We start from the raw sequence: 19,154 nt of genomic DNA, 5'->3' as shown, positions 1-19,154 counted from the left end.
CTAGAAGGTCTCCGAGCACCCGGTGTCGGGCGAGTCGATCTGGACGGTGGCGTGCTGCAGCCCGCGGGCCGAAAGCACGGAACGGGCCTCCTGCAGCACCCGGGTGGAGTCGCCGGTGCTCCGCAAGTGCGCGGTGCACATGTCCTTGCCTGGCGACAGCGTCCAGACATGCAGGTCGTGCACCTCGGTCACGCCGTCGACGGCGCCCAGCGCCGAGCGCAGCTCCTCGACGTCGATGTGGGTCGGTGACGTTTCGGAGAGGATCCGCAACGCGTCGCGGGCCAGCGAGATCGCCCGCGGCAGCACCCACAGCGCAACCAGCACGGCGACCACCACGTCGGCGTACGGCCAGTGCGTCGTCACCGTCACCACACCGGCGATCAGCACGCCCAGGCTGCCGACGCTGTCGGCGACCACCTCCATGTAGGCGCCCCTGACCGCCAGGCTCTGCCCCGAGTGCGACCGCAGCAGCAACGCGACCACGAGGTTGGCGAGCAGCCCGGCCAGCGCGACCACGATCATGGGCACGCCGGGGACCGACGGTGTTTCCCGGAGCCGCTGGATCGCTTCCCAGAGAATGAACAGGGCGACCCCCATCAGCAGGCCCGCGTTGGCGACCGCCGTGAACACCTCGGCCCGGTGCCAGCCGTAGGTTCGCGACGGTGACGAGCTGCCCCGGCGGGCCAGCGTCACGGCGGCCAGGCCCATGAAGACCGCGACGACGTCGGTCAGCATGTGGCCCGCGTCGGCCAGCAGCGCGATCGAGTTGATCAGCAACGAGGTGGTCAACTCCACGACGAAGAACGCCGCCAGAATCACGGCGGCGATGATCATGCGGGGAATCAACCGGGACCCGTCGGTCTCGGCGGGACTGTGATTGTGGCCGGCGCCCATGCCGTGCAATATATGCGGATTCACGCATATATAGCAAGGGTCAGATCCAGCGGCTCCAGAAGCGGGTCAGCATGTTGCCCGCGGACACCAGCCACGGCTGCACCCCGGAGAACTCGAACAGCCAGAGCACCATCTGAAAGAACCAATGGCTGGCCGGCAAGAGCAGGAACAGCAGGATGAAAAAGCCCCACTGCTTGGCCGGCGCCACCGCGCGCTGCGTCTCGGGACTCAGGTGTGGTTCCAGGGCGTCGTACCCGTCCAGACCCGGGATGGGCAGCAGGTTCAGCACCAGCGCGGTCAGCTGCAGGAATCCCAGGAACGCCACCCCCGCCCACAGCACCGCATGGGCCGGGTCGTAGAACACCCGCGTCAGCGCCAGCAGCAGCACGGCCAGCACCAGGTTGGCCGCCGGGCCCGCCAGGCTGACCAGGGTGCGCCGGTTCGGCGTCATGAACCAGGTCCGCACGTACACCGCGGCGCCCGGCAGGCCGATCCCGCCCAGCGCGATGACCACCATCGGCAGCAAGAGCGACAGGGCGGGATGGCTGTAGCGCCGCGGATCCAGCGTCAGGTATCCGCGCACGGCGACGTCGTGGTCGCCGAATCGCCAGGCGGTCACCGCGTGGCCGAATTCGTGCAGGCACAGCGACACCAACCAGCCGGCGATGACGAAGGTGAACACCCCGAAGTACGCCAGCGGTCGCACGCTCGTCCCGGCCAGCCAGGCCAGCACGCCGCCGACCGCCGTCAAGCCCACCAGGGCCAGGAAGATGGGGCTGGGTCGCACCGATTCGTGCCGGGCGGGCAGGTTCACCGGTCGAAACTATCGGACCGCCAGCCAGCCTTCGACGTTGCGGTAGAACGTCGACCGGCGCGCCGGGCGCGGCGCGGGTACGCCGTCGCGCATCACGGTGGCGCCGGTGCTGCCCAGCTGGACCGCGCGGCCGGTCACCCAGCGGCGCCAGCCCGTCGGCACGCGGGCGCGCAGGCCCGGCACGGCCAGCGTCGGCTCGATGTCGACGGCGGGGGCGTGGCCATCGAACAACGTGGTGTCGTCGACGACCGCCTCGCCGTGCAGGTGTCGGCCCTCGGTGGGCGCCCAGCCGGCCCGCCCGACGACAACCGACCCGGTCTCGTCGCGGACCAGGGTCACCCGCTGCGGGGAACCGCGCCGGGCACGTCGCGCCGCGCGGCGTCCGGCCGGCAGGCGGTAGATCCGGGTCGCGCGGGTGCGGCGGCACGGCGCGTAGGCCACCTCGATGTCGAGCCGGTCGGCGCGCAGCAGTCGGGTCAGCACGGCGGCCAGGTCGGCGTCGGCGCCGACCACCACCAGCCGTCGGTACGGCCCGATCGCGGCGTCGAGATCGGCGGTGTGGACCGGCAGGCCGATCAGCGGCCGTGGCACCCGTCGATCACCGAACACCAACACCGCCAGGCCACGGTCTTCTTGCGTCACAAGCTATCCAATCAAGCAGGACCAATATCGCTGTCCTCCAACGCCTCTCGTCCGGTCGGCAGCCAGACCATTTGGGCGCAGGAAGATCTCGTCATAACGAAGTAGTCACAACATGGTTGCGGACTACGAAAGTTGTTGCGCCACTGCCCGGTAACAACCGGATACTCTACTCCTGCAACACGGCCAGCCAACGATTGGCTAAGAGAACGGAGAACTGCCATTCGCCGACTCACCGCCGTCTTCTCACCCACACGAACCGCGCTGCTCGTGTCTGGTACCGGCCCGCGGGTCCCTTGCTGACAAAGCAACTCCGCCGTGTTGGCGCCGTAGCGCTTTCGACTGTCCTGCTGTGCATCGGGTCGGCGACGGCGTCGGCCGACGAATCGATCGTGATCGACTTGGTGCGGCATGGCCAGTCGGAGGCCAATGCGGCGCGCTTGATCGACACGTCGGTGCCCGGAACGGCACTCACTGTGCTCGGCCAGGAACAGGCGCAGAACGTCGCCAAGGTGCTCGCGGCGCAGGGCCCGTTCGCCGCGATCTTCACGTCGCAGTTGATCAGGGCGCAGCAGACCGCGGCGCCGATGGCAGTCACGGTGGGGATGAATGTTCAGGTATCGCCCGGGCTCAACGAGATCGATGCCGGCGCATTCAATGGCCTACCGCAGGTCAGCCTGGCGGGGCTGGCGTACCTGCTAGGCCCTGTGGCGTGGCTGCTCGGGCTACGCATCGTGCCGATGCTGGCTCCGGGCTCCACCGACGCTAACGGGTTCGAATTCGACAAACGCTTCAACGGCGCGCTGCAAACGATGTACGGCAATGCGGTGACCAACGCGAGTCGCTTCGGCGACTCCCTGCAAACGATGTATGGCAAAGCCCTGGCCAACCCGGTCCGGGCCGCGGACGGCAAGATCACCGAAGTGGCGATCTCCAGCGAGTTTGCGATCGGCGTCGGGACGATGATGAGCGTCAAAAACCCCGATCCGCTGCTCCTGCTCTTCGACCCGCTGCCCAACGCCGGCATTGTCGTGATCCAGGGCAATCCGCACGATGGCTGGACGCTGGTGAGTTGGAACGGGAAACCCGTGTGGCCGGGTTGGGCGGCCGGGAGGACCGGTCGTAACCCGAAGGGCTTGTGCCTGATGTTGGACGCGCCGACCGGCAGCGGTGTATGTGCGGCGAAACCGCCCGCGACGGCAAGTGCTCCGCCCGTCGGCGCATGGACGGAAATGCCGCCCAGCGGGCGGCTGCCCGCGCCGCCTTCAGGATGAGCCGGGGCGCTCCGCGACACGAGTCGGGATCAAATGGGCCTTGGCACAAGTCCGTCGTTACCCGACGTTTAGGATCGCCACGTGAGCGCGGCAAGCAAAGACGCGTCCAGCTACGCGCACGGTCCCGGAGTGGTTAACCGAGGCGCTGGTGCAGGTCGGCAGCTCGAGCCACCGGACGATGTCGCAAGCCGTTGCGGCGCTGCAAGATACGGCGCATTGCCAGTGGAACCACAGTAAGCAGGCGGGAGCAAGTCATGCCGGCAATCGTCCTCATCGGCGCCCAATGGGGCGACGAGGGCAAAGGTAAGGCCACTGACCTGCTCGGTGGGCGCGTGCAGTGGGTGGTGCGCTATCAGGGCGGCAACAACGCCGGGCACACCGTCGTCTTGCCCAGCGGCGAAAACTTCGCGCTGCACCTCATCCCCTCGGGCGTGCTGACCCCGGGCGTGACCAACGTCATCGGCAACGGTGTGGTGATCGACCCCGGCGTGCTGCTCGACGAGCTGAAAGGCCTCGAAGACCGCGGCGTGGACACCACCAAGCTGTTGATTTCCGCCGATGCGCACCTGCTGTTGCCCTACCACGTCGCCATCGACAAGGTCACCGAGCGCTACATGGGCAACAAGAAGATCGGCACCACCGGACGCGGCATCGGGCCGTGCTACCAGGACAAGATCGCCCGGATGGGTATCCGCGTCGCCGACGTGCTCGACCCCGACGGGCTGACCCACAAGGTCGAGGCCGCGCTGGAACTGAAGAACCAGATCCTGGTCAAGATCTATAACCGCAAGGCGCTGGATCCGCACCAGGTCGTCGAGGCCCTCCTGGAACAGGCGGAGGGTTTCCGCCACCGCATCCGCGACACCCGGCTGCTACTCAACACCGCGCTGGAGGCCGGCGAGACCGTGCTGCTGGAGGGCTCGCAGGGCACCCTGCTAGATGTCGACCACGGCACGTATCCCTATGTCACATCGTCGAATCCGACCGCCGGCGGCGCGGCCGTCGGGTCCGGCATCGGCCCGACCCGGATCACCACCGTGCTCGGGATCCTCAAGGCCTACACCACGCGGGTGGGCTCCGGCCCGTTCCCGACCGAATTGTTCGACGAGAGCGGCGAATACCTGTCCAAGACCGGTGGCGAGTTCGGCGTCACCACCGGCCGGCGCCGGCGCTGCGGCTGGTTCGACGCCGTCATCGCCCGCTACGCCACCCGGGTCAACGGCATCACCGATTACTTCCTGACCAAGCTCGACGTGCTGTCCAGTCTGGAAACCGTGCCGGTGTGCGTCGGTTACCGGGTCGACGGCGTGCGCACCACCGACATGCCGATGACTCAGAGCGAACTGGCCGGTGCCGAACCGATTTACGAGGAGTTGCCGGGCTGGTGGGAGGACATCTCGGACGCGCGGGAATTCGACGACCTGCCCGCCAAGGCGCGTGACTACGTGTTGCGGCTGGAAGAGCTTGCCGGGGCCCATGTTTCGTGCATCGGCGTCGGCCCGGGACGCGAACAGACGATCGTGCGCCGCGACGTCCTGGCGGCCCGCCCGTGACGGAGCTGGACCCGAAAGAACTCGACCCCGAATACGAACACCACGGCGGCTTTCCCGAATACGGCCCGGCCAGTCCGGGCCCGGGGTTCGGCCGGTTCGTCGCGGCCATGCGCCAGCTGCAGGACCTTGCCGTGTCCGCCGACCCCGGCCCAGACGCTCAGGACGTCTGGGACGATGCGGCCGACCGCGCCGCGGCCCTGGTGGAGGTCCTGGGCCCGTTCCAGGCCGACGAGGGCCAGGCGCCGGCCGGGCGGACACCCGACCTGCCCGGCATGGGCAGCCTGCTGCTGCCGCCCTGGACGTTGACGAAGTACGCGCCGGACGGGGTCGAGATGACCGGCTACTTCAGCCGGTTTCACGTCGGCGGAAACCACGCCGTGCATGGCGGCGTGCTGCCGCTGCTGTTCGACCACGTATTCGGCATGGTCTCGCACGCCGCGGGACGGCCGATCAGCCGAACCGCCTTCCTGCACGTCGACTACCGCAAGGTCACCCCGATCGATGCGCCGTTGGCGGTCCGCGGCCGCGTCACGAGCACCGAAGGCCGCAAGGCGTTCGTGGCCGCGGAACTCGTCGACGCGCGCGAATCTGGGGACGCGGTGCTGGCCGAGGCCAACGGGCTGATGGTGCGGCTGCTTCCCGGCCAGCCTTGAGGTCTGCGCGACCGACCTATCCTTGAGCGGTGACTGACGGCGTGACCGAAGGACAAGACGACAAGACGACCATGCTCGCCGTGCCCCCGCAAGCGCCGGTGGACGAAACCGACGTCAGGCCGCGAGTGGCGTTGCTCGGTTCCGGGGAGCTCAGCCGGGAACTGGCGATCGCCTTGCGACGCCTCGGCGCGCAGGTGATCGCCGTCGACGAGCGCGCGGATGCGCCCGCGCACGGGGTGTCCGATCAGTCGCTAGTGGTCGCGATGACCGACGCCGACGAGCTGACGAAGGCGCTCCGGGGGCTGCAGCCGGACTTCGTCGTGACCGCCACAGACGCGGTCGCCACCTGGGCCCTCGAAGGGCTCGAGAGTGCCCAGCTGGTGCCCAGCGCCCGCGCCGTCCGGCTCACCGCCGACCGGGAGGGCCTGCGCCGGCTGGCCGCCGACGAGTTGGGGTTGCCCACCGCGCCGTTCTGGTTCGTCGGCTCCGCCGGCGAACTCGAGGCGGTGGGTGCCCACGCCGGGTACCCATTGCTGGTGAAGCCGGTGCTCGCGGCCGCCGGGCGGGGACAGTCGGTGGCGGCGGGGCCCGACGACATCGGGCCGGCCTGGCAGCGCGCGACGGGAGGCCAGGGGGACCAGCACCGGGTGCTGGCCGAAACCGTGGTGGAGGTCGAGTTTTACGTCACCCTGCTGGCGGTCCGCAGCGACGGACCCCAGGGGCCGGTGATCGAGTTCTGCTCGCCCATCGGTCACCGCGAGGGGCTTGCCGACGTGCAGGAGTCCTGGCAGCCACAGAAGATGAGCGCGGCCGCGACGGACGCCGCCAAATCGATTGCCGCGCGGATCGTCAAGGCGCTCGGCGGGCGCGGCGTCTTCGGGGTCGAGTTGATGATCAACGGCGACGAGGTGTACTTCGCCGACGTCACGCCCCACCCCGCCGACAGCGCCTGGGCGACCGTGCGCAGCCAGCGGCTTTCGGCGTTCGAACTGCAGGCCCGCACCATTCTCGGCCTGCCGGTGGACACCATGATGATTTCGCCGGGCGCGGCCCACCGGGTGCAGCGCGCCGACGCCCCTGCCGCCGCGCTGGCCGGTGCGCTGGCGGTGCCGGAGAGCGACCTTCGCGTCGTCGGGCGGGGATTCCAGGCGTTGGCGACGGCCCCGGAGGTGACGGCGGCGCGCGAGCGCGCCCGTGAGGTCGCCAACCGGCTGACCGCGCGCGACCGGGGGCAGGAGAGTCATCGCCCGGCACCCTGACCTCGCCGAGGCCGGGACGCTCGAGCGCGGATAATGTGGCTCACAATGCTCACCAAGAACGAGGTCAGACAAGCATGAGCACAGAACGCGCAGGCTCCTACGCCGGAGACATCACGCCCCAGCAGGCATGGAAGCTGCTCAACGACAACCCCGACGCCGTGCTGGTCGACGTGCGCACCGATGATGAATGGCGGTTCGTCGGTGTGCCCGACCTGTCCAGCCTGGGCCGCGACGTGGTGTTCATCGAGTGGAACACGTCTGACGGCAGGTACAACGCCAATTTCGCCGACGAACTGCGGGCGCGGGTTCCCGAAACGGAATCCGAGCGTCCGGTGGTCTTCCTGTGTCGCTCGGGCAACCGCTCCATCGGTGCCGCCGAGGTCGCGACCCGGGCCGGCATCACCCCGGCCTACAACGTGCTGGACGGGTTCGAAGGCCAGCTGAATGCCGAGGGCCGGCGCGGTGAATCAGGCTGGCGCGCAATCGGATTGCCCTGGAAGCGGCTATGACCGACGCCTCCTCGTCGGGGGACTCTGTCCGAGCGCCCAAGGCGCTGCCCGACGGCGTCAGCCAGGCCACGATCGGAGTGCGCGGCGGGCTGCTGCGCTCGGGGTTCGACGAGACCGCCGAGGCGATGTTCCTGACGTCCGGCTACGTCTACTCCTCGGCGGCCGTTGCGGAGAAGTCGTTCACCGGCGAGCTGGACCACTTCGTGTACTCGCGCTACGGCAACCCGACCGTGACGATGTTCGAGGAGCGGTTGCGCCTGATCGAGGGCGCGCCAGCGGCGTTCGCCACCGCGAGCGGCATGGCCGCGGTGTTCACCTCGCTGGGCGCGCTGCTGGCCGCCGGGGACCGGCTGGTCGCCGCGCGCAGCCTGTTCGGGTCGTGCTTCGTGGTGTGCAACGAGATCCTGCCGCGCTGGGGCGTCGAGACCGTCTTCGTCGACGGCGACGACCTGGCGCAGTGGGAGGAGGCCCTGTCCGTCCCCACCGCGGCGGTGTTCTTCGAGACGCCGTCCAACCCGATGCAGTCGCTGGTGGATATCGCCGCGGTGGTCGAGCTGGCGCACGCCGCGGGGGCAAAAGTGGTGTTGGACAACGTCTTTGCCACACCATTGCTGCAGCAGGGCATTCCCCTCGGCGTTGACGTGGTGGTGTACTCGGGCACCAAGCACATCGACGGCCAGGGCCGGGTGCTGGGCGGCGCCATCCTCGGCGACAAGGACTACATCGACGGTCCGGTGCAGAAGCTGATGCGGCACACCGGCCCGGCGCTGAGCGCGTTCAACGCCTGGGTGTTGGTGAAAGGCCTTGAGACGCTGGCCATCCGGGTCGAGCACAGCAATTCCTCGGCGCACCGGATCGCGGAGTTCCTCGAGACCCATCCGGCGGTGAGCTGGGTTCGCTACCCGTACCTGCCGTCGCACCCGCAGTACGACCTGGCCAAGCGCCAGATGTCCGGCGGCGGGACGGTGATCACCTTCGCGCTCGACTGCCCCGACGACAAAGCCAAACAGCGGGCCTTCGAGGTGTTGGACAAGCTGCGGCTGATCGACATCTCCAACAACCTGGGCGACGCGAAATCCCTTGTCACCCATCCCGCCACCACGACCCACCGGGCGATGGGCCCGGAGGGCCGCGCGGCGATCGGCCTCGGTGACGGCGTGGTCCGGATCTCCGTCGGGCTGGAAGGCACCGACGACCTGATCGCCGATATCGACCAGGCCCTCAGCTAGCCGGCTTGCTTCTCGGCCGCTTCGATGCGTTCGGCCGCCGCCAGCGTCCCCTCCTGCGCTTGCCGCTCCACCCAGTCCACCACCGGCCGGGCATACATCATCTGGCTGGTGATGGCCATCTGGCCGCGGGTGCGGCCCAGGAAGGAGATGCCCCAGGCGAACATGGCGGCGATGCGGTTGCGGTGGCCGATCAGGTAGTAGAGGTGCAGCAGCAGCCACGCCAACCAGGCGATGAAGCCGCCGAACTCCAGCTTGCCGACCTTCGCGACGGCGCTGTACCGCGAGATCAGGGCCATGCTGCCCTTGTCGAAGTACTTGAACGGCTTGCGGTTGGCCGGGTCGTCGTGGCCCTTCACCGCGTGCTTGATCAGCGTGGTGACGTAGTGCGCCCCCTGGATCGCGCCCTGGGCCATCCCGGGTACGCCGGGCACGGACATCAGGTCGCCGACGACGAACACGTACGGATGCCCCTTGACGGTGAGGTCGGGTTCGACGATGACCCGTCCGGCGCGGTCGGTCTCGGTTCCCTCGGACTGCTCGGCGATCATCTTGCCCAGCTCGCTGGCCTGCACGCCCGCGGCCCACACCTTGCACGCGCATTCGATGCGGCGCTCGCTGCCGTCCTTCTCCTGGATCGTGATGCCCATGTAGTCCACCGCGCTCACCATCGCGTTGAGCTGGATCTCGACATCCATCTTTTGCAGACGCCGTTGCGCTTTGAGGCCCAGATTCTCACCCATCGGCGGCAACACCGCGGGCGCCGCGTCGAGCAGGATAACCCGGCATTCGCTGGGTGTGATCGTCCGGAATGCCCCGGCCAGGGTGCGTTCGGCGAGCTGGACGATCTCGCCGGCCAGCTCGACTCCGGTCGGGCCGGCACCGACCACCACGAACGTCAGGCGGCGTTGCCGCTCGGCGGGGTCGGTGGCGACTTCGGCGGCCTCGAACGCGCCGAGGATGCGGGCCCGCAGCTCGAGGGCGTCGTCGATGCTCTTCATGCCGGGTGCGAAGGCGGCGTACTCGTCGTGGCCGAAATAGGACTGCTGCGCGCCGGCGGCCACGATGAGACTGTCAAAGGGCGTCACCGTCTGCATGCCCATCAGGTGCGACGTCACGGTCTTCGCCGTCAGGTCGATCTCGCTGACCTCGCCCCACAGCACCCGGACGTTCTTCTGCCGGCGCAGGATCAGCCGCGTGGTCGGGGCGATGTCACCTTCGGACAGGATGCCGGTGGCCACCTGGTACAGCAAGGGCTGGAACAGGTGGCTCGTGGTTTTCGAGATCAGGGTGACGTCGACTTGGCATCCTTTGGGGGCCCGCTTGAGTGCCTTGGCCGCGTTGAGGCCGCCGAATCCGCTTCCGATGATGACGACGCGATGACGCGACATAGTTGTCCCCTCTGATCCGTCCCGGTGTCTCTGCGGCGCACCTCCACCGTACGACTGCGCCGGGTGCCGCACATTGGACCTCTCACCGCTGACGGAATTACTTTAAAAGGCATGCTGGGAGCCGCGGGTGCTCGCGCGTGCGCCGTTGTCGTAGTGGTATTGGCCGGTTTCGGCGCCATGCCGGCGGCCGCGGCGCGACCTTCGGATCCGGGCGTGGTGAATCGTGCGGTGCTCGACCAGGGGTCGGTGGGCAACATCGTCGGCGCGACCATCGGGTGGGCGGCGACGTCGACGGCGCCGGTGCAGGATTATTGGATCGACCTCCCGCTGTGCAACAACTACGCCGATGTCGGGCTGCCGGAGGTCTACACCGATCCCGGCCTGGAGGCGTTCAACAGCGCGGTCATGCAGGAGTCGCCCACCGATGAGACCCACTACGTCAAGCAGGCGGTCGGTGTGTTCGCCACCGATGATGCCGCGAACGGGGCCTTCCACCGGATCCTGGACCGTACCGGCGGGTGCTCAGGGCGGACTGGCACGATGCATATCGACAACGGGACGACCCAGGTCTGGTCGTTCACCAACGGTGCGATCACGGGCACCGACGCCGCGTGGAGCAAGCAGGAGCCGGGCACTGATCGTCGCTGCTTCTTCCAAACCCGGTTGCGGGAAAACGTTCTGCTGCAGGCCAAGGTGTGTCAGTCGGGCGACGGCGGTCCCGCGGTGAACGCGGTGGCGGCGGCGATGCAGAACACGCTCGGCCAATAGCTGCTCGCCAGAATTCGGCGAATTCATCAATCCTCATCGGGATGCCGAGGGAACGATTCAGGTCCTGGTGTGCTTGCAGTCTCCGCCGTCGACCCAGAACGGTGGAGTACTAATCGTCGAGGGAAAAGCCATCTCGCTGCGTCCCGGCGATGCGGTAGCGTTTGAGGCCACGAAGCTTCGGCACAGCACCACCCCTCTCATCGCTTCCGCGGAAGATCCGGACCCCCACGCGTCGTGCTGGTCGGGCGGTACCTCAGCGGTGTCAACGCTCGCTGAGCCCGTTCTTCCGGTTTTGTCCGTCCGGACGACCCGCGCTGAACTGCGATGAACGTCTAGGCAATGGGTGAGAACCCATGCCGATCTGACCACGAACCCGGGCCCAAGACCGCGCCACTCGCGTCAGCTCATCCGCCCCTGCTAGAACGGCCACCCGTTGGAGTTGTCCTTGAATTTGCCGTTGAGCGTGGTGCAGAAGTCGTCGGCGGTGCCGGCGAGCAAGATGTAGTAGGTCTCGCCGCGGCGGCTCTCGTAGGTGTTCGGGGTGCTCCAGCCGCTGTTGCAGAGTGAGCCCTGCGTGCCGGCCGTGGCCCTGCGCCAGTTCGTCTTGGCGCAGCCCGCCAGGGCGTCGACGTTGGGCGTCGCGCTCTTGGCCGCGACCACCATCGCGCCTCCCCATTGCCCGTCGCTGCGCCGATACGCGCGCGCCCCGAATCCGGCGTTGTTCGTCTGGCACGCCAGCGCCCGGCGCATCAACGAGAAGGGCGCGGCCAGTTGCGGATTGGCGCTGCCGGCGGCAGCCGTGATGAATTGCGCCGCGTCCGAGCCGTCGGCCTCCTGCACGTTGGGAGTGCCGAAGCTGAACAGCTGCTGCGCGATCCCGGCGCTGTTGCCGCCGCCGATGATCGGCCCGCCGCCGCTCGACGTCATCGGGGGCAGCGTGACGGTGGGATCGGCGCCGCTTGGCGGGATACCGGCAACGGCACCCAGCGCGAGAGCCGCGAGCATGCCACGGAGTGCGGTGCCTTTCATGCCTCTCATTCCAGCACGTGTGCGTAGTCGGCGCGACGGTCATCGCGAACCAACGCGTCGAGCACGTGGCGGGTCTGCAGTCGGATGTACTCGTCGCTGGTGTAGAGCGGCCCGAAGTGCCAGTGCTTGAGCGCCCAGCCGTGTGCGATCAGCATGATGTCGAATACGGTGAGGTCGACGTCGACGTCGCGGAAGACGCCCTGGGCGACTCCGTCTTCGATGACCGAGCGCAGCGGTGCGGCGGTGGCGATTTCGAGTTCCTTGATCCGCGCCCGATCGGCCGGCGCCAGTGTCCGGCTTTCCCGATAGGTCAGCACCACGCCATCGAGATTCTCGTCCACGATCTGGATGTAGCGGCGGATGCCCGCGGCCAACTGGTCCACCACGTCGTCGCCGGCGGCATCCATCACGGGCGCAAGCTGATCGCGGAACACGTCGAGGATCCGCACGATCGTGGCGAGCAGCAGGTCCTCCTTGCCGCCGAAGTAGGTGTAGATGAGGCCGACGCTGACCTTCGCCTCGGCGGCCAGGTCCTGCATGGACATCTGGTGGAAGCCGTGTTTGCCCATCACCGTTACCGCGGCGTCGAGCACCTGGCGGCGCCGCGCGCTGGCCCGGGCCGCGCGTACCGCCTCCTCGACGGGCAGAGAGCCGTAGTCGACGGCCACTAGATCCCCAGGTCCTTGGCCACAATCGTCTTCATAATCTCGTTGGTTCCGCCGTAAATCGTCTGGATGCGGGCGTCGACGAACGCGCGCGCCACGGCGTATTCGCGCATGTAGCCATAGCCGCCGTGCAGTTGCAGGCACCGGTCGGCGGTCCGCACCTGCAGGTCGGTGGTCCACCATTTCAGCCGTGCGGCCCGCGCGGCCGTCAGCTCGCCGGTGAGGTGCTGGGCCAGGCAGTCGTCGAGATAAGTTCGGGCGATGTCGATTTCGGTCGCCAGCTCGGCGAGCACGAACTGGCTGTGCTGAAAGCCGGCGATCGGCGCCCCGAACGCCTTGCGGCCGCGCACATACTCCAGCGTCTCCGCCAGGATGGCATCGGCGGCGGCCACCGCCCCCACCCCCAGTGCGAGCCGCTCCTGCGGCAGGTTCTGCATCAGCTGGTAGAAGCCCCTGCCCTCTTCTCCGAGCAGATTGGCTACCGGCACCCGCATGTCGGTGAAGGTCAGCTCGCTGGTGTCCTGGGCGTGCAGGCCGATCTTCTCCAGGTTGCGGCCGCGGGAGAAACCCGGGGTGTCCGCGTCGACCACCAGAAGCGAAAGCCCTTTGTGCCGATCGGGTGACGTCCGCACCGCGACGACGAACAGGTCGCCGCATTGGCCGTTGGAGATGAACGTCTTGGCGCCGCTGACGACGTAGTGGTCGCCGTCCCGGACCGCCGCGGTACGGATTCCGGCCAGGTCGCTGCCGGTGCCGGGTTCGGTCATGGCGATGCCGAGCACCGTCTCGCCCGTCACCACGCCGGGCAGCCAGCGTTGTTGTTGCTCGGGCGTGGTCAGGTCGGTGAGATAGGGCAGCACCACGTCGTTTTGCAGCGTGAACGCGATGGTCTCGGCCGCCGCCCCGGCGCGTTGCAGTTCGTCGATGACGATCGCGTTGTAGCGGAAGTCGTTGACCCCAGGGCCGCCGAGGTGTTCGGGAACCGAAAAACCCAGCAGGCCAAGCTTTCCCGCTTCGATGAACAGCGAGCGGTCCCACTGGCCCCGCGTTTCGGCCCGCTCGTGCGCCGGGACCACCACCCGCTGGACGAACTCGCGGACGAGTGCGCGGAACTGCCGGTGCTCTTCGGCGTACTCCAGACGCGGGGCCATGTCAGCGGAAGGCGTCGCTGCCGGTGAACGCCTGGCCGAGGACAAGCTGGTGCATCTCGGGCGTGCCCTCGTACGTGAGCACCGACTCCAGGTTGACCATGTGCCGGATGACCGGGTACTCCAGCGATATGCCGTTGCCGCCCAAAATGGTTCGAGCGGTCCGGCAGATCTTGATGGCCTCGCGGGTGTTGTTCAGCTTGCCGAAGCTGACCTGCTCGGGACGCAGCCCGACACCGTCCTTGAGGCGGCCGAGATGCAGCGACAGCAGCTGACCCTTGTGCAGCTCGACCGCCATGTCGACGAGCTTGGCCTGGGTCAATTGGAATCCGGCGATCGGGCGCCCGAATTGGGTGCGCTGCGTGGCGTAGTCGAGCGCGGCCTGCCAGGCCGACCGCGCCGCGCCCATCGAACCCCAGATGATTCCGTAGCGCGCCTCGGACAGGCAGGACAGCGGTCCCCGCAGCCCTGTCGCCTCGGGCAGCATCGCGTCGGCGGGCAGCCGCACGTCGTCGAGCACCAGCTCGCTGGTGATCGAGGCCCGCAGCGACAGCTTGTGGTGGATGGTGTTGGCGGTGAATCCCGGTGTCCTAGTCGGCACTAGGAAGCCCCGAATCCCCTCGTCGGTGGCGGCCCACACGACCGCGACATCGGCGACCGAGCCGTTGGTGATCCACAGCTTTCGGCCGTTGAGCACCCAATCCGAACCATCACGCCGCGCACGGGTTTTCATCGCGGCGGGATCGGATCCCACGTCGGGTTCGGTCAGCCCGAAACACCCCAGCAGTTCGCCGGTCGCCATACCGGGCAGCCACTCCCGCTTTTGCTCCTCGGACCCGAAGTTCCAGATCGCGAACATCGCCAGGGACCCCTGCACCGAGACCATCGACCGCAGGCCAGAGTCGGCGGCCTCCAGCTCCACACAGGCCAGGCCGTAGTGCACGGCGGAGGCCCCGCCGCATCCGTAGCCGTGCAGGTGCATGCCCAGCAGGCCGAGCTGGCCGAACCCTTTGGCGAGTTCGCGCACCGGCAGGTCGCCGATCTCGAACCACTCCGCGACGTAGGGAAGGACATGCTCGGCGCAGAACTTCCGGACGGTGTCGCGCAGCGCGAGCTCGTCGTCGGACAGGGAGGCGTCCAGGCCCAGGGGGTCGTACCGGTCGAAGGCGGGAAGTTTTTGGGTGCTCATAGGTCTCAGCCTGCCATCGTCAGGCCGCCGCTGACGCTGATCACCTGTCCCGTGATGAACGACGCGGCGGGCGACGCGAAGAACAGTACGGGTGCGGCGACCTCTTCGGGGCGCGCCAGGCGGCGAAACGGGATGGCTTTGACCAGCGCCTCTTTCAGCTTCTCGGGCTGGGCGTGGAACAGCGGTGTGTCGGTCGGGCCCGGGCACACGCAGTTGACCGTGATCTGATGGCGGGCCATCTCCCGGGCCAGCGACTTGGTCAGCGCGATCACCCCGCCCTTGGCTCCGGCGTAGATGGATTCCCCGGCGCTGCCGACGCGGCCCGCGTCGCTGGCGACGTTGACGACGCGTCCGCCGGCGTGCGTCTCGATCATTCCCGGCAGGAACGCAGCGCAGACGTGCACCGGCCCCAGGTAGTTGATGGCCACCACCTTGGCCGCGAATTCCGGTGTGGCGTTGAGGAATTGATCGGTGCGGTCCCAGCCGGCGGCGTTGACCACGATGTCGGGCACGCCGGCTTCGGCGTGCGTCGCGTCCCGCAGGGCGTCGACCTGGGCCGGGTCGGCGACGTCCACCGGCAGCGCGGTGATCAGCTCGGGGTGCTCCTTGGCGGTGGCCGCCGCCGCGGCCTCGTCCAGGTCGGCGGCGATCACCCGGTCGCCCTGTGCGGCGAACGCCAGCGCTATCGCCTTGCCGATGCCCGAACCGGCGCCCGTCACCACGGCCAGGCGGCCTTGTGAATGTGCGTTCATTGTTGACGAACTTAGGTTCACCGTGGCGGCAGGGTCAAGGTCGGCAAGCCTGTCGGTAGTCTCGCTGCATGCTCAGCCACCGGAGGCCGGCCTGGCTAGCCCTGGACGTCCTCGGCGTACTCGTCTTCTGCGCCGTCGGCCGGCGCAGCCACGACGAAGGACTCAACATCACCGGCGTCGCGACGACGGCGTGGCCGTTTCTCACCGGCACCGTCGTCGGGTGGCTGGCATCCCGTGCCTGGCGGCGCCCCACCGCGGTGGTGCCGACCGGAGTGGTCGTCTGGCTGTGCACCGTCGTCGTCGGCATGGTGTTGCGCAAGGCCAGTTCCGCGGGTGTGGCGGCGAGTTTCGTGGTGGTGGCGGCGTCGGTCACCGCGTTGTTATTGCTCGGCTGGCGGGCGGTCGCCGGGCTGATGCTTCGGCGCCGGTCCGGCGTATAGAACCATGGCAGCGACGGCGGGCGTGCCGGTGACCGCGGCATTCGGCGCCGTCGCGCGGGCGGTCGCCACCAACAAGGGGCAGCTGAACGACCCGTTCGCCGAACCGTTGGTGCGCGCCGCCGGGGTCGACCACTTCGTCCGCTTGCTCGACGACGATCGGTACGCCGCCGACGACACCGGCAGCCCGCGGTTCCTGGACATCTGCGCGGCGCACACCCGGTTCGTCGACGAGTTCGTCGCCGAAGCCGGGAGGGCGGGTCTTCGCCAAGTGGTGATCCTGGTATCGGGTCTGGACACCCGGCCGTACCGGCTGTGGTGGCCGCCGGGGACAGCCGTTTACGAGATCGACCGGCCCGAGGTGCTCGACTTCAAAGCCGAAGTGCTGCGCGGCCTGGGTGCCGAACTGGCCGCGAGCCGGCGCGCGGTCTGCGTCGATGTGCATCAGGATTGGCCGGCCGCGCTGCGGCGGGTCGGTTTCGACGCCACCTCGCCCACGGTGTGGATCGCCGAGCAGCTGCTGATCGGGTACCTGACGCCCGGCCTGCAGGACCGCTTGCTGCAGGGGGTCACCGCGATGAGTGCCGCCGGCAGCCGGTTCGCGGCCGACCACATGCCGACCTGGACCCCGTTGCAGCTCGAGGCGGAGCGGTCGTTTGTCGATGGCTGGCACCGACAGGGCCTGGACGTCGACCTGGCCAGCCTGACTCATGCGGGCCAATACCATTACGTGCCGGAGTATTTGGCGGCCAACGGCTGGGAGACGGTGCAGCGCAACGTCACCGACCTGCTTGGCGCCATGGGGCTGCCAGGTCGGCGGCGCGGCCCCGGCGGCACCGAGTTCGTCCCGGAATACCTCACCGCGACGCGGGTTTAATAGTTTGATGTTCAAGTCAGCCCCAGCCGAACAGCTGCGGTTCGTGTCGGCCACCCACAACGACCCGTTGGCGCAGCCGCTGCTGGCCGAGCTGGCCGACGAGTACGCGCAGCGCTACGGCGGCACGCCGAGCACGCACCTGTCCTGGTTGCCCGTGCCGGAGGCCGAGTTGGCGGCGCCGGACGGCGGGCTGCTGATCGGTGTGCTGGACGGCGTGCCCGTCACCGGCGGCGCGTTCCGGCGATACGACGCCGAGACCGCCGAGCTCAAGCGGATCTGGACCGACCGCGCGCATCGGCGCCGCGGTTACGCCCGCGTCCTGCTGGCGGCGTTGGAGGCCGAGACCGCCGCGCGCGGGTATCGGCGCCTCTACCTGATCACCGGCAACCGGCAACCCGAGGCCGAGGCGCTGTACGACGCGACCGGGTACACCCGGGTGCCCGCCGACCCGCTGCCGTCCTGGGGCCCGTTCGTCCCGATCGCGTTCGAGAAGATCCTCGGCTGAGGACGCGCACCCATGGCGGCCCACCCTGGCGTCGCCGTGTGCTGCTGGCGCTGGCCGTCTGTCTTTTTGCATTCATAGGGGCTTCGTCTGGGCAGCGAAAAGCTTATCTTGCAATATGTTTCATAGAGATCATCGGTTTCACGCAGTTGGTTGCGGGCCGCCCTGCTGAGGTAGTGGCAAACCGGTTGTTCGCCTCATCGTCGACGACGCGACCGCCGCCGCCTGTTGAACAGGCGCATCAAACAATCCGCGCCGAGCGATGTTCTCGGCCAAGGTTTTTCGACGCATTACCTGACCGATCGCGCACGCCGCTAAGTGTGTGGACGGGCATTCCGGGGAGATCCACGAACCACTCAACCACGTTGAGCCCGGCCTGCGCTGCAAGCGGGGCGTTAGGTCATGTCCGATAAAGGCCCTTCGGCTCTACGCGACCCACGGTCGAGCGGGCAGATTCTTACTACCTAGTTAGATCGGAGGTCTAGCCGTGGGGTCTATCGGTGACCTGCGGGAGCAGATGTGCCTGCCGATGCTGACCACCGCCTTGCGGGACATGCATTGGCGTCTGCGACGCTTCATCATCGCGGCAATCGGTACCGGAATGGTATTCGCGCTGACCCTCATCCTCACCGGGCTGACGCACGGTTTTCGTGTCGAGGCGCAGCGTGTGGTCGATTCAATCGGCATTGACACCTACCTCATCCAGACGGGCGCAGTAGGTCCGTTCATGGGTTCATCGAGGTTCCCGGAGGCAGAATTACAGGCGATCGCCCGGCTCCCGGGCGTCGAATCGGCGATCCCGGTGGTCTACGGCAACACGATCTTGCAAGATCGGCCCTCGCCGCAAAACGTGAACGTCTACGGTGTGCCCGAGCAAGCGATGCCGCCGATCGCTGCGGGGCGGGCACCGTCGAATCCCGGTGAGGTCGCCATGTCGAACACGCTGGGGCGACCCATTGGTGCCGACGTCGAGATGGGTGCGGAGGTGCTGCGGATCGTAGGGCTGGTCGACAAGTCGACCACGCTCGCAGGCCAACCCAATGCGTTTCTGACCGTTGCGGGGGCGCAGCGGTTGATGTTTTCCGCGCAGCCGGTGGTTTCCGCCATCGGTTTGCGCGGCACACTCACCCAAATACCCGCCGGCTACCGCGCCGTGGATCGCCGCGCTGCGATCGATGACATGGTCCGCCCGCTGCACGGGGCTCGCCTGGCGATGTTCTACATGGCGATTCTGCTGTGGGGAGTGGCGGCGATGATCGTGGGATCGCTGATCTATCTCTCTGCGCTGGAGCGCACCCGCGACTTCGCGGTGTTCAAAGCCCTCGGTGTCCCCAGTCATTCGGTGCTCACCGGGCTCGCGCTACAGGCAGTGCTCGTCGCGTTGGTCGCCGCGGTCCTCGGTGGGCTGCTGGCGGTTGTGCTCGGCCCGTTGTTTCCGATGCTCGTGGTGGTGACCACCTCGACCTTCCTGTCCCTGGTGGCGACCGCGGTGGTGATCGGTCTGTTGGCGAGCTTGGCGGGCGTGCGGCGCGCGGTAGCGGTCGACCCGGCGCTGGCGTTTGGGGGTTCATAGTC

20 protein-coding genes are annotated in these 19,154 nt (G+C 68.1%); 11 read left to right on the top strand and 9 right to left on the bottom strand.

Features of this window, described 5'->3' with window-relative positions; genetic code table 11:
• From AWC17_RS22015 to AWC17_RS22005, 3 genes are read right to left on the bottom strand one after another with little or no spacing between them, the layout of a single operon-like run.
• A complete protein-coding gene (locus AWC17_RS22015) occupies window positions 1–894 on the bottom strand; it encodes a cation diffusion facilitator family transporter (RefSeq protein ID WP_046184821.1) in 894 nt (297 codons plus the stop codon).
• A gap of 40 nt (window positions 895–934) precedes the next feature.
• Entirely contained in the window at window positions 935–1,708 is a 774-nt protein-coding gene (locus AWC17_RS22010; protein WP_046184820.1) for a site-2 protease family protein, read from the bottom strand.
• A 9-nt stretch (window positions 1,709–1,717) separates the two neighbouring features.
• Window positions 1,718–2,350, bottom strand: a complete 633-nt coding sequence (locus AWC17_RS22005) for a peptidase M50 (protein ID WP_085165083.1) — start codon at window positions 2,348–2,350, stop codon at window positions 1,718–1,720.
• 293 nt (window positions 2,351–2,643) lie between these two features.
• On the opposite strand from AWC17_RS22005, the gene AWC17_RS22000 reads away from it, so the two are divergent.
• The 6 genes from AWC17_RS22000 (at window position 2,644) to AWC17_RS21975 (ending at window position 8,824) form a co-directional block, all read left to right on the top strand.
• Window positions 2,644–3,621 carry a histidine phosphatase family protein gene (locus AWC17_RS22000; RefSeq protein ID WP_046186772.1) on the top strand — a complete coding sequence of 326 codons (978 nt, stop codon included), beginning with the start codon at window positions 2,644–2,646 and terminating at the stop codon, window positions 3,619–3,621.
• A gap of 254 nt (window positions 3,622–3,875) precedes the next feature.
• A complete protein-coding gene (locus tag AWC17_RS21995; RefSeq protein WP_046186773.1) occupies window positions 3,876–5,174 on the top strand; it encodes an adenylosuccinate synthase in 1,299 nt (432 codons plus the stop codon).
• Window positions 5,171–5,827 carry a PaaI family thioesterase gene (locus tag AWC17_RS21990; protein WP_046186774.1) on the top strand — a complete coding sequence of 219 codons (657 nt, stop codon included), beginning with the start codon at window positions 5,171–5,173 and terminating at the stop codon, window positions 5,825–5,827. Before AWC17_RS21995 ends, AWC17_RS21990 begins: the two co-directional genes overlap by 4 nt.
• Before the next feature lie 71 nt (window positions 5,828–5,898).
• Window positions 5,899–7,086, top strand: coding sequence for a formate-dependent phosphoribosylglycinamide formyltransferase (gene purT, locus AWC17_RS21985; RefSeq protein WP_197089771.1), 1,188 nt, complete (start codon window positions 5,899–5,901; stop codon window positions 7,084–7,086).
• A 74-nt stretch (window positions 7,087–7,160) separates the two neighbouring features.
• Window positions 7,161–7,595: a rhodanese-like domain-containing protein gene (locus AWC17_RS21980; protein ID WP_046182174.1), complete on the top strand. Its 435-nt coding sequence runs from the start codon at window positions 7,161–7,163 to the stop codon at window positions 7,593–7,595.
• Window positions 7,592–8,824: an O-succinylhomoserine sulfhydrylase gene (locus AWC17_RS21975; RefSeq protein WP_046182175.1), complete on the top strand. Its 1,233-nt coding sequence runs from the start codon at window positions 7,592–7,594 to the stop codon at window positions 8,822–8,824. Before AWC17_RS21980 ends, AWC17_RS21975 begins: the two co-directional genes overlap by 4 nt.
• On the opposite strand, the gene AWC17_RS21970 is transcribed toward AWC17_RS21975, so the two are convergent.
• Window positions 8,821–10,212: an NAD(P)/FAD-dependent oxidoreductase gene (locus AWC17_RS21970; protein ID WP_046182176.1), complete on the bottom strand. Its 1,392-nt coding sequence runs from the start codon at window positions 10,210–10,212 to the stop codon at window positions 8,821–8,823. The genes AWC17_RS21975 and AWC17_RS21970 overlap by 4 nt on opposite strands.
• Window positions 10,213–10,323: 111 nt before the next feature.
• Between AWC17_RS21970 and AWC17_RS21965 the strand changes: the two genes are divergently transcribed.
• Window positions 10,324–10,980: a sensor domain-containing protein gene (locus AWC17_RS21965; protein ID WP_046182177.1), complete on the top strand. Its 657-nt coding sequence runs from the start codon at window positions 10,324–10,326 to the stop codon at window positions 10,978–10,980.
• A gap of 417 nt (window positions 10,981–11,397) precedes the next feature.
• Here the strand turns inward: AWC17_RS21965 and AWC17_RS21960 are convergent, their stop codons facing one another.
• From AWC17_RS21960 to AWC17_RS21940, 5 genes are read right to left on the bottom strand one after another with little or no spacing between them, the layout of a single operon-like run.
• Window positions 11,398–12,009, bottom strand: a complete 612-nt coding sequence (locus tag AWC17_RS21960) for a hypothetical protein (RefSeq protein ID WP_046182178.1) — start codon at window positions 12,007–12,009, stop codon at window positions 11,398–11,400.
• A 5-nt stretch (window positions 12,010–12,014) separates the two neighbouring features.
• Complete coding sequence (locus AWC17_RS21955) at window positions 12,015–12,677, bottom strand: TetR/AcrR family transcriptional regulator (protein ID WP_046182179.1); 663 nt, start codon at window positions 12,675–12,677, stop codon at window positions 12,015–12,017.
• Entirely contained in the window at window positions 12,677–13,825 is a 1,149-nt protein-coding gene (locus AWC17_RS21950; protein WP_046182180.1) for an acyl-CoA dehydrogenase family protein, read from the bottom strand. The genes AWC17_RS21955 and AWC17_RS21950 overlap by 1 nt, the downstream gene beginning before the upstream one ends.
• Before the next feature lies 1 nt (window position 13,826).
• A complete protein-coding gene (locus tag AWC17_RS21945) occupies window positions 13,827–15,011 on the bottom strand; it encodes an acyl-CoA dehydrogenase family protein (RefSeq protein WP_046182181.1) in 1,185 nt (394 codons plus the stop codon).
• Between the two features lie 5 nt (window positions 15,012–15,016).
• Window positions 15,017–15,763 carry an SDR family NAD(P)-dependent oxidoreductase gene (locus AWC17_RS21940; RefSeq protein WP_046182182.1) on the bottom strand — a complete coding sequence of 249 codons (747 nt, stop codon included), beginning with the start codon at window positions 15,761–15,763 and terminating at the stop codon, window positions 15,017–15,019.
• A 68-nt stretch (window positions 15,764–15,831) separates the two neighbouring features.
• Here AWC17_RS21940 and AWC17_RS21935 point away from each other — a divergent pair, with 68 nt between their 5' ends.
• The 4 genes from AWC17_RS21935 to AWC17_RS21920 all read left to right on the top strand — a co-directional run bounded on the left by AWC17_RS21935 (window position 15,832) and on the right by AWC17_RS21920 (window position 19,152).
• Window positions 15,832–16,203: a DUF3054 domain-containing protein gene (locus AWC17_RS21935; RefSeq protein ID WP_046182183.1), complete on the top strand. Its 372-nt coding sequence runs from the start codon at window positions 15,832–15,834 to the stop codon at window positions 16,201–16,203.
• Between the two features lie 4 nt (window positions 16,204–16,207).
• On the top strand, window positions 16,208–17,077 hold the full coding sequence (locus AWC17_RS21930; protein WP_046182184.1) for an SAM-dependent methyltransferase: 870 nt from the start codon (window positions 16,208–16,210) through the stop codon (window positions 17,075–17,077).
• 7 nt (window positions 17,078–17,084) lie between these two features.
• The gene (locus tag AWC17_RS21925) at window positions 17,085–17,582 is read left to right on the top strand and encodes a GNAT family N-acetyltransferase (protein WP_046182185.1); all 498 of its coding nucleotides are present in this window, start codon (window positions 17,085–17,087) and stop codon (window positions 17,580–17,582) included.
• 526 nt (window positions 17,583–18,108) lie between these two features.
• Window positions 18,109–19,152, top strand: coding sequence for an ABC transporter permease (locus tag AWC17_RS21920; protein ID WP_046182197.1), 1,044 nt, complete (start codon window positions 18,109–18,111; stop codon window positions 19,150–19,152).
• The last annotated feature ends 2 nt before the right edge of the window (window positions 19,153–19,154 follow it).

It is taken from the genome of Mycobacterium nebraskense (genome assembly GCF_002102255.1).
Classification (GTDB): domain Bacteria; phylum Actinomycetota; class Actinomycetes; order Mycobacteriales; family Mycobacteriaceae; genus Mycobacterium; species Mycobacterium nebraskense.
The sequence above is the reverse complement of the archived record's forward strand: the minus strand, read 5'-3'. Positions and strand labels throughout refer to the sequence as shown.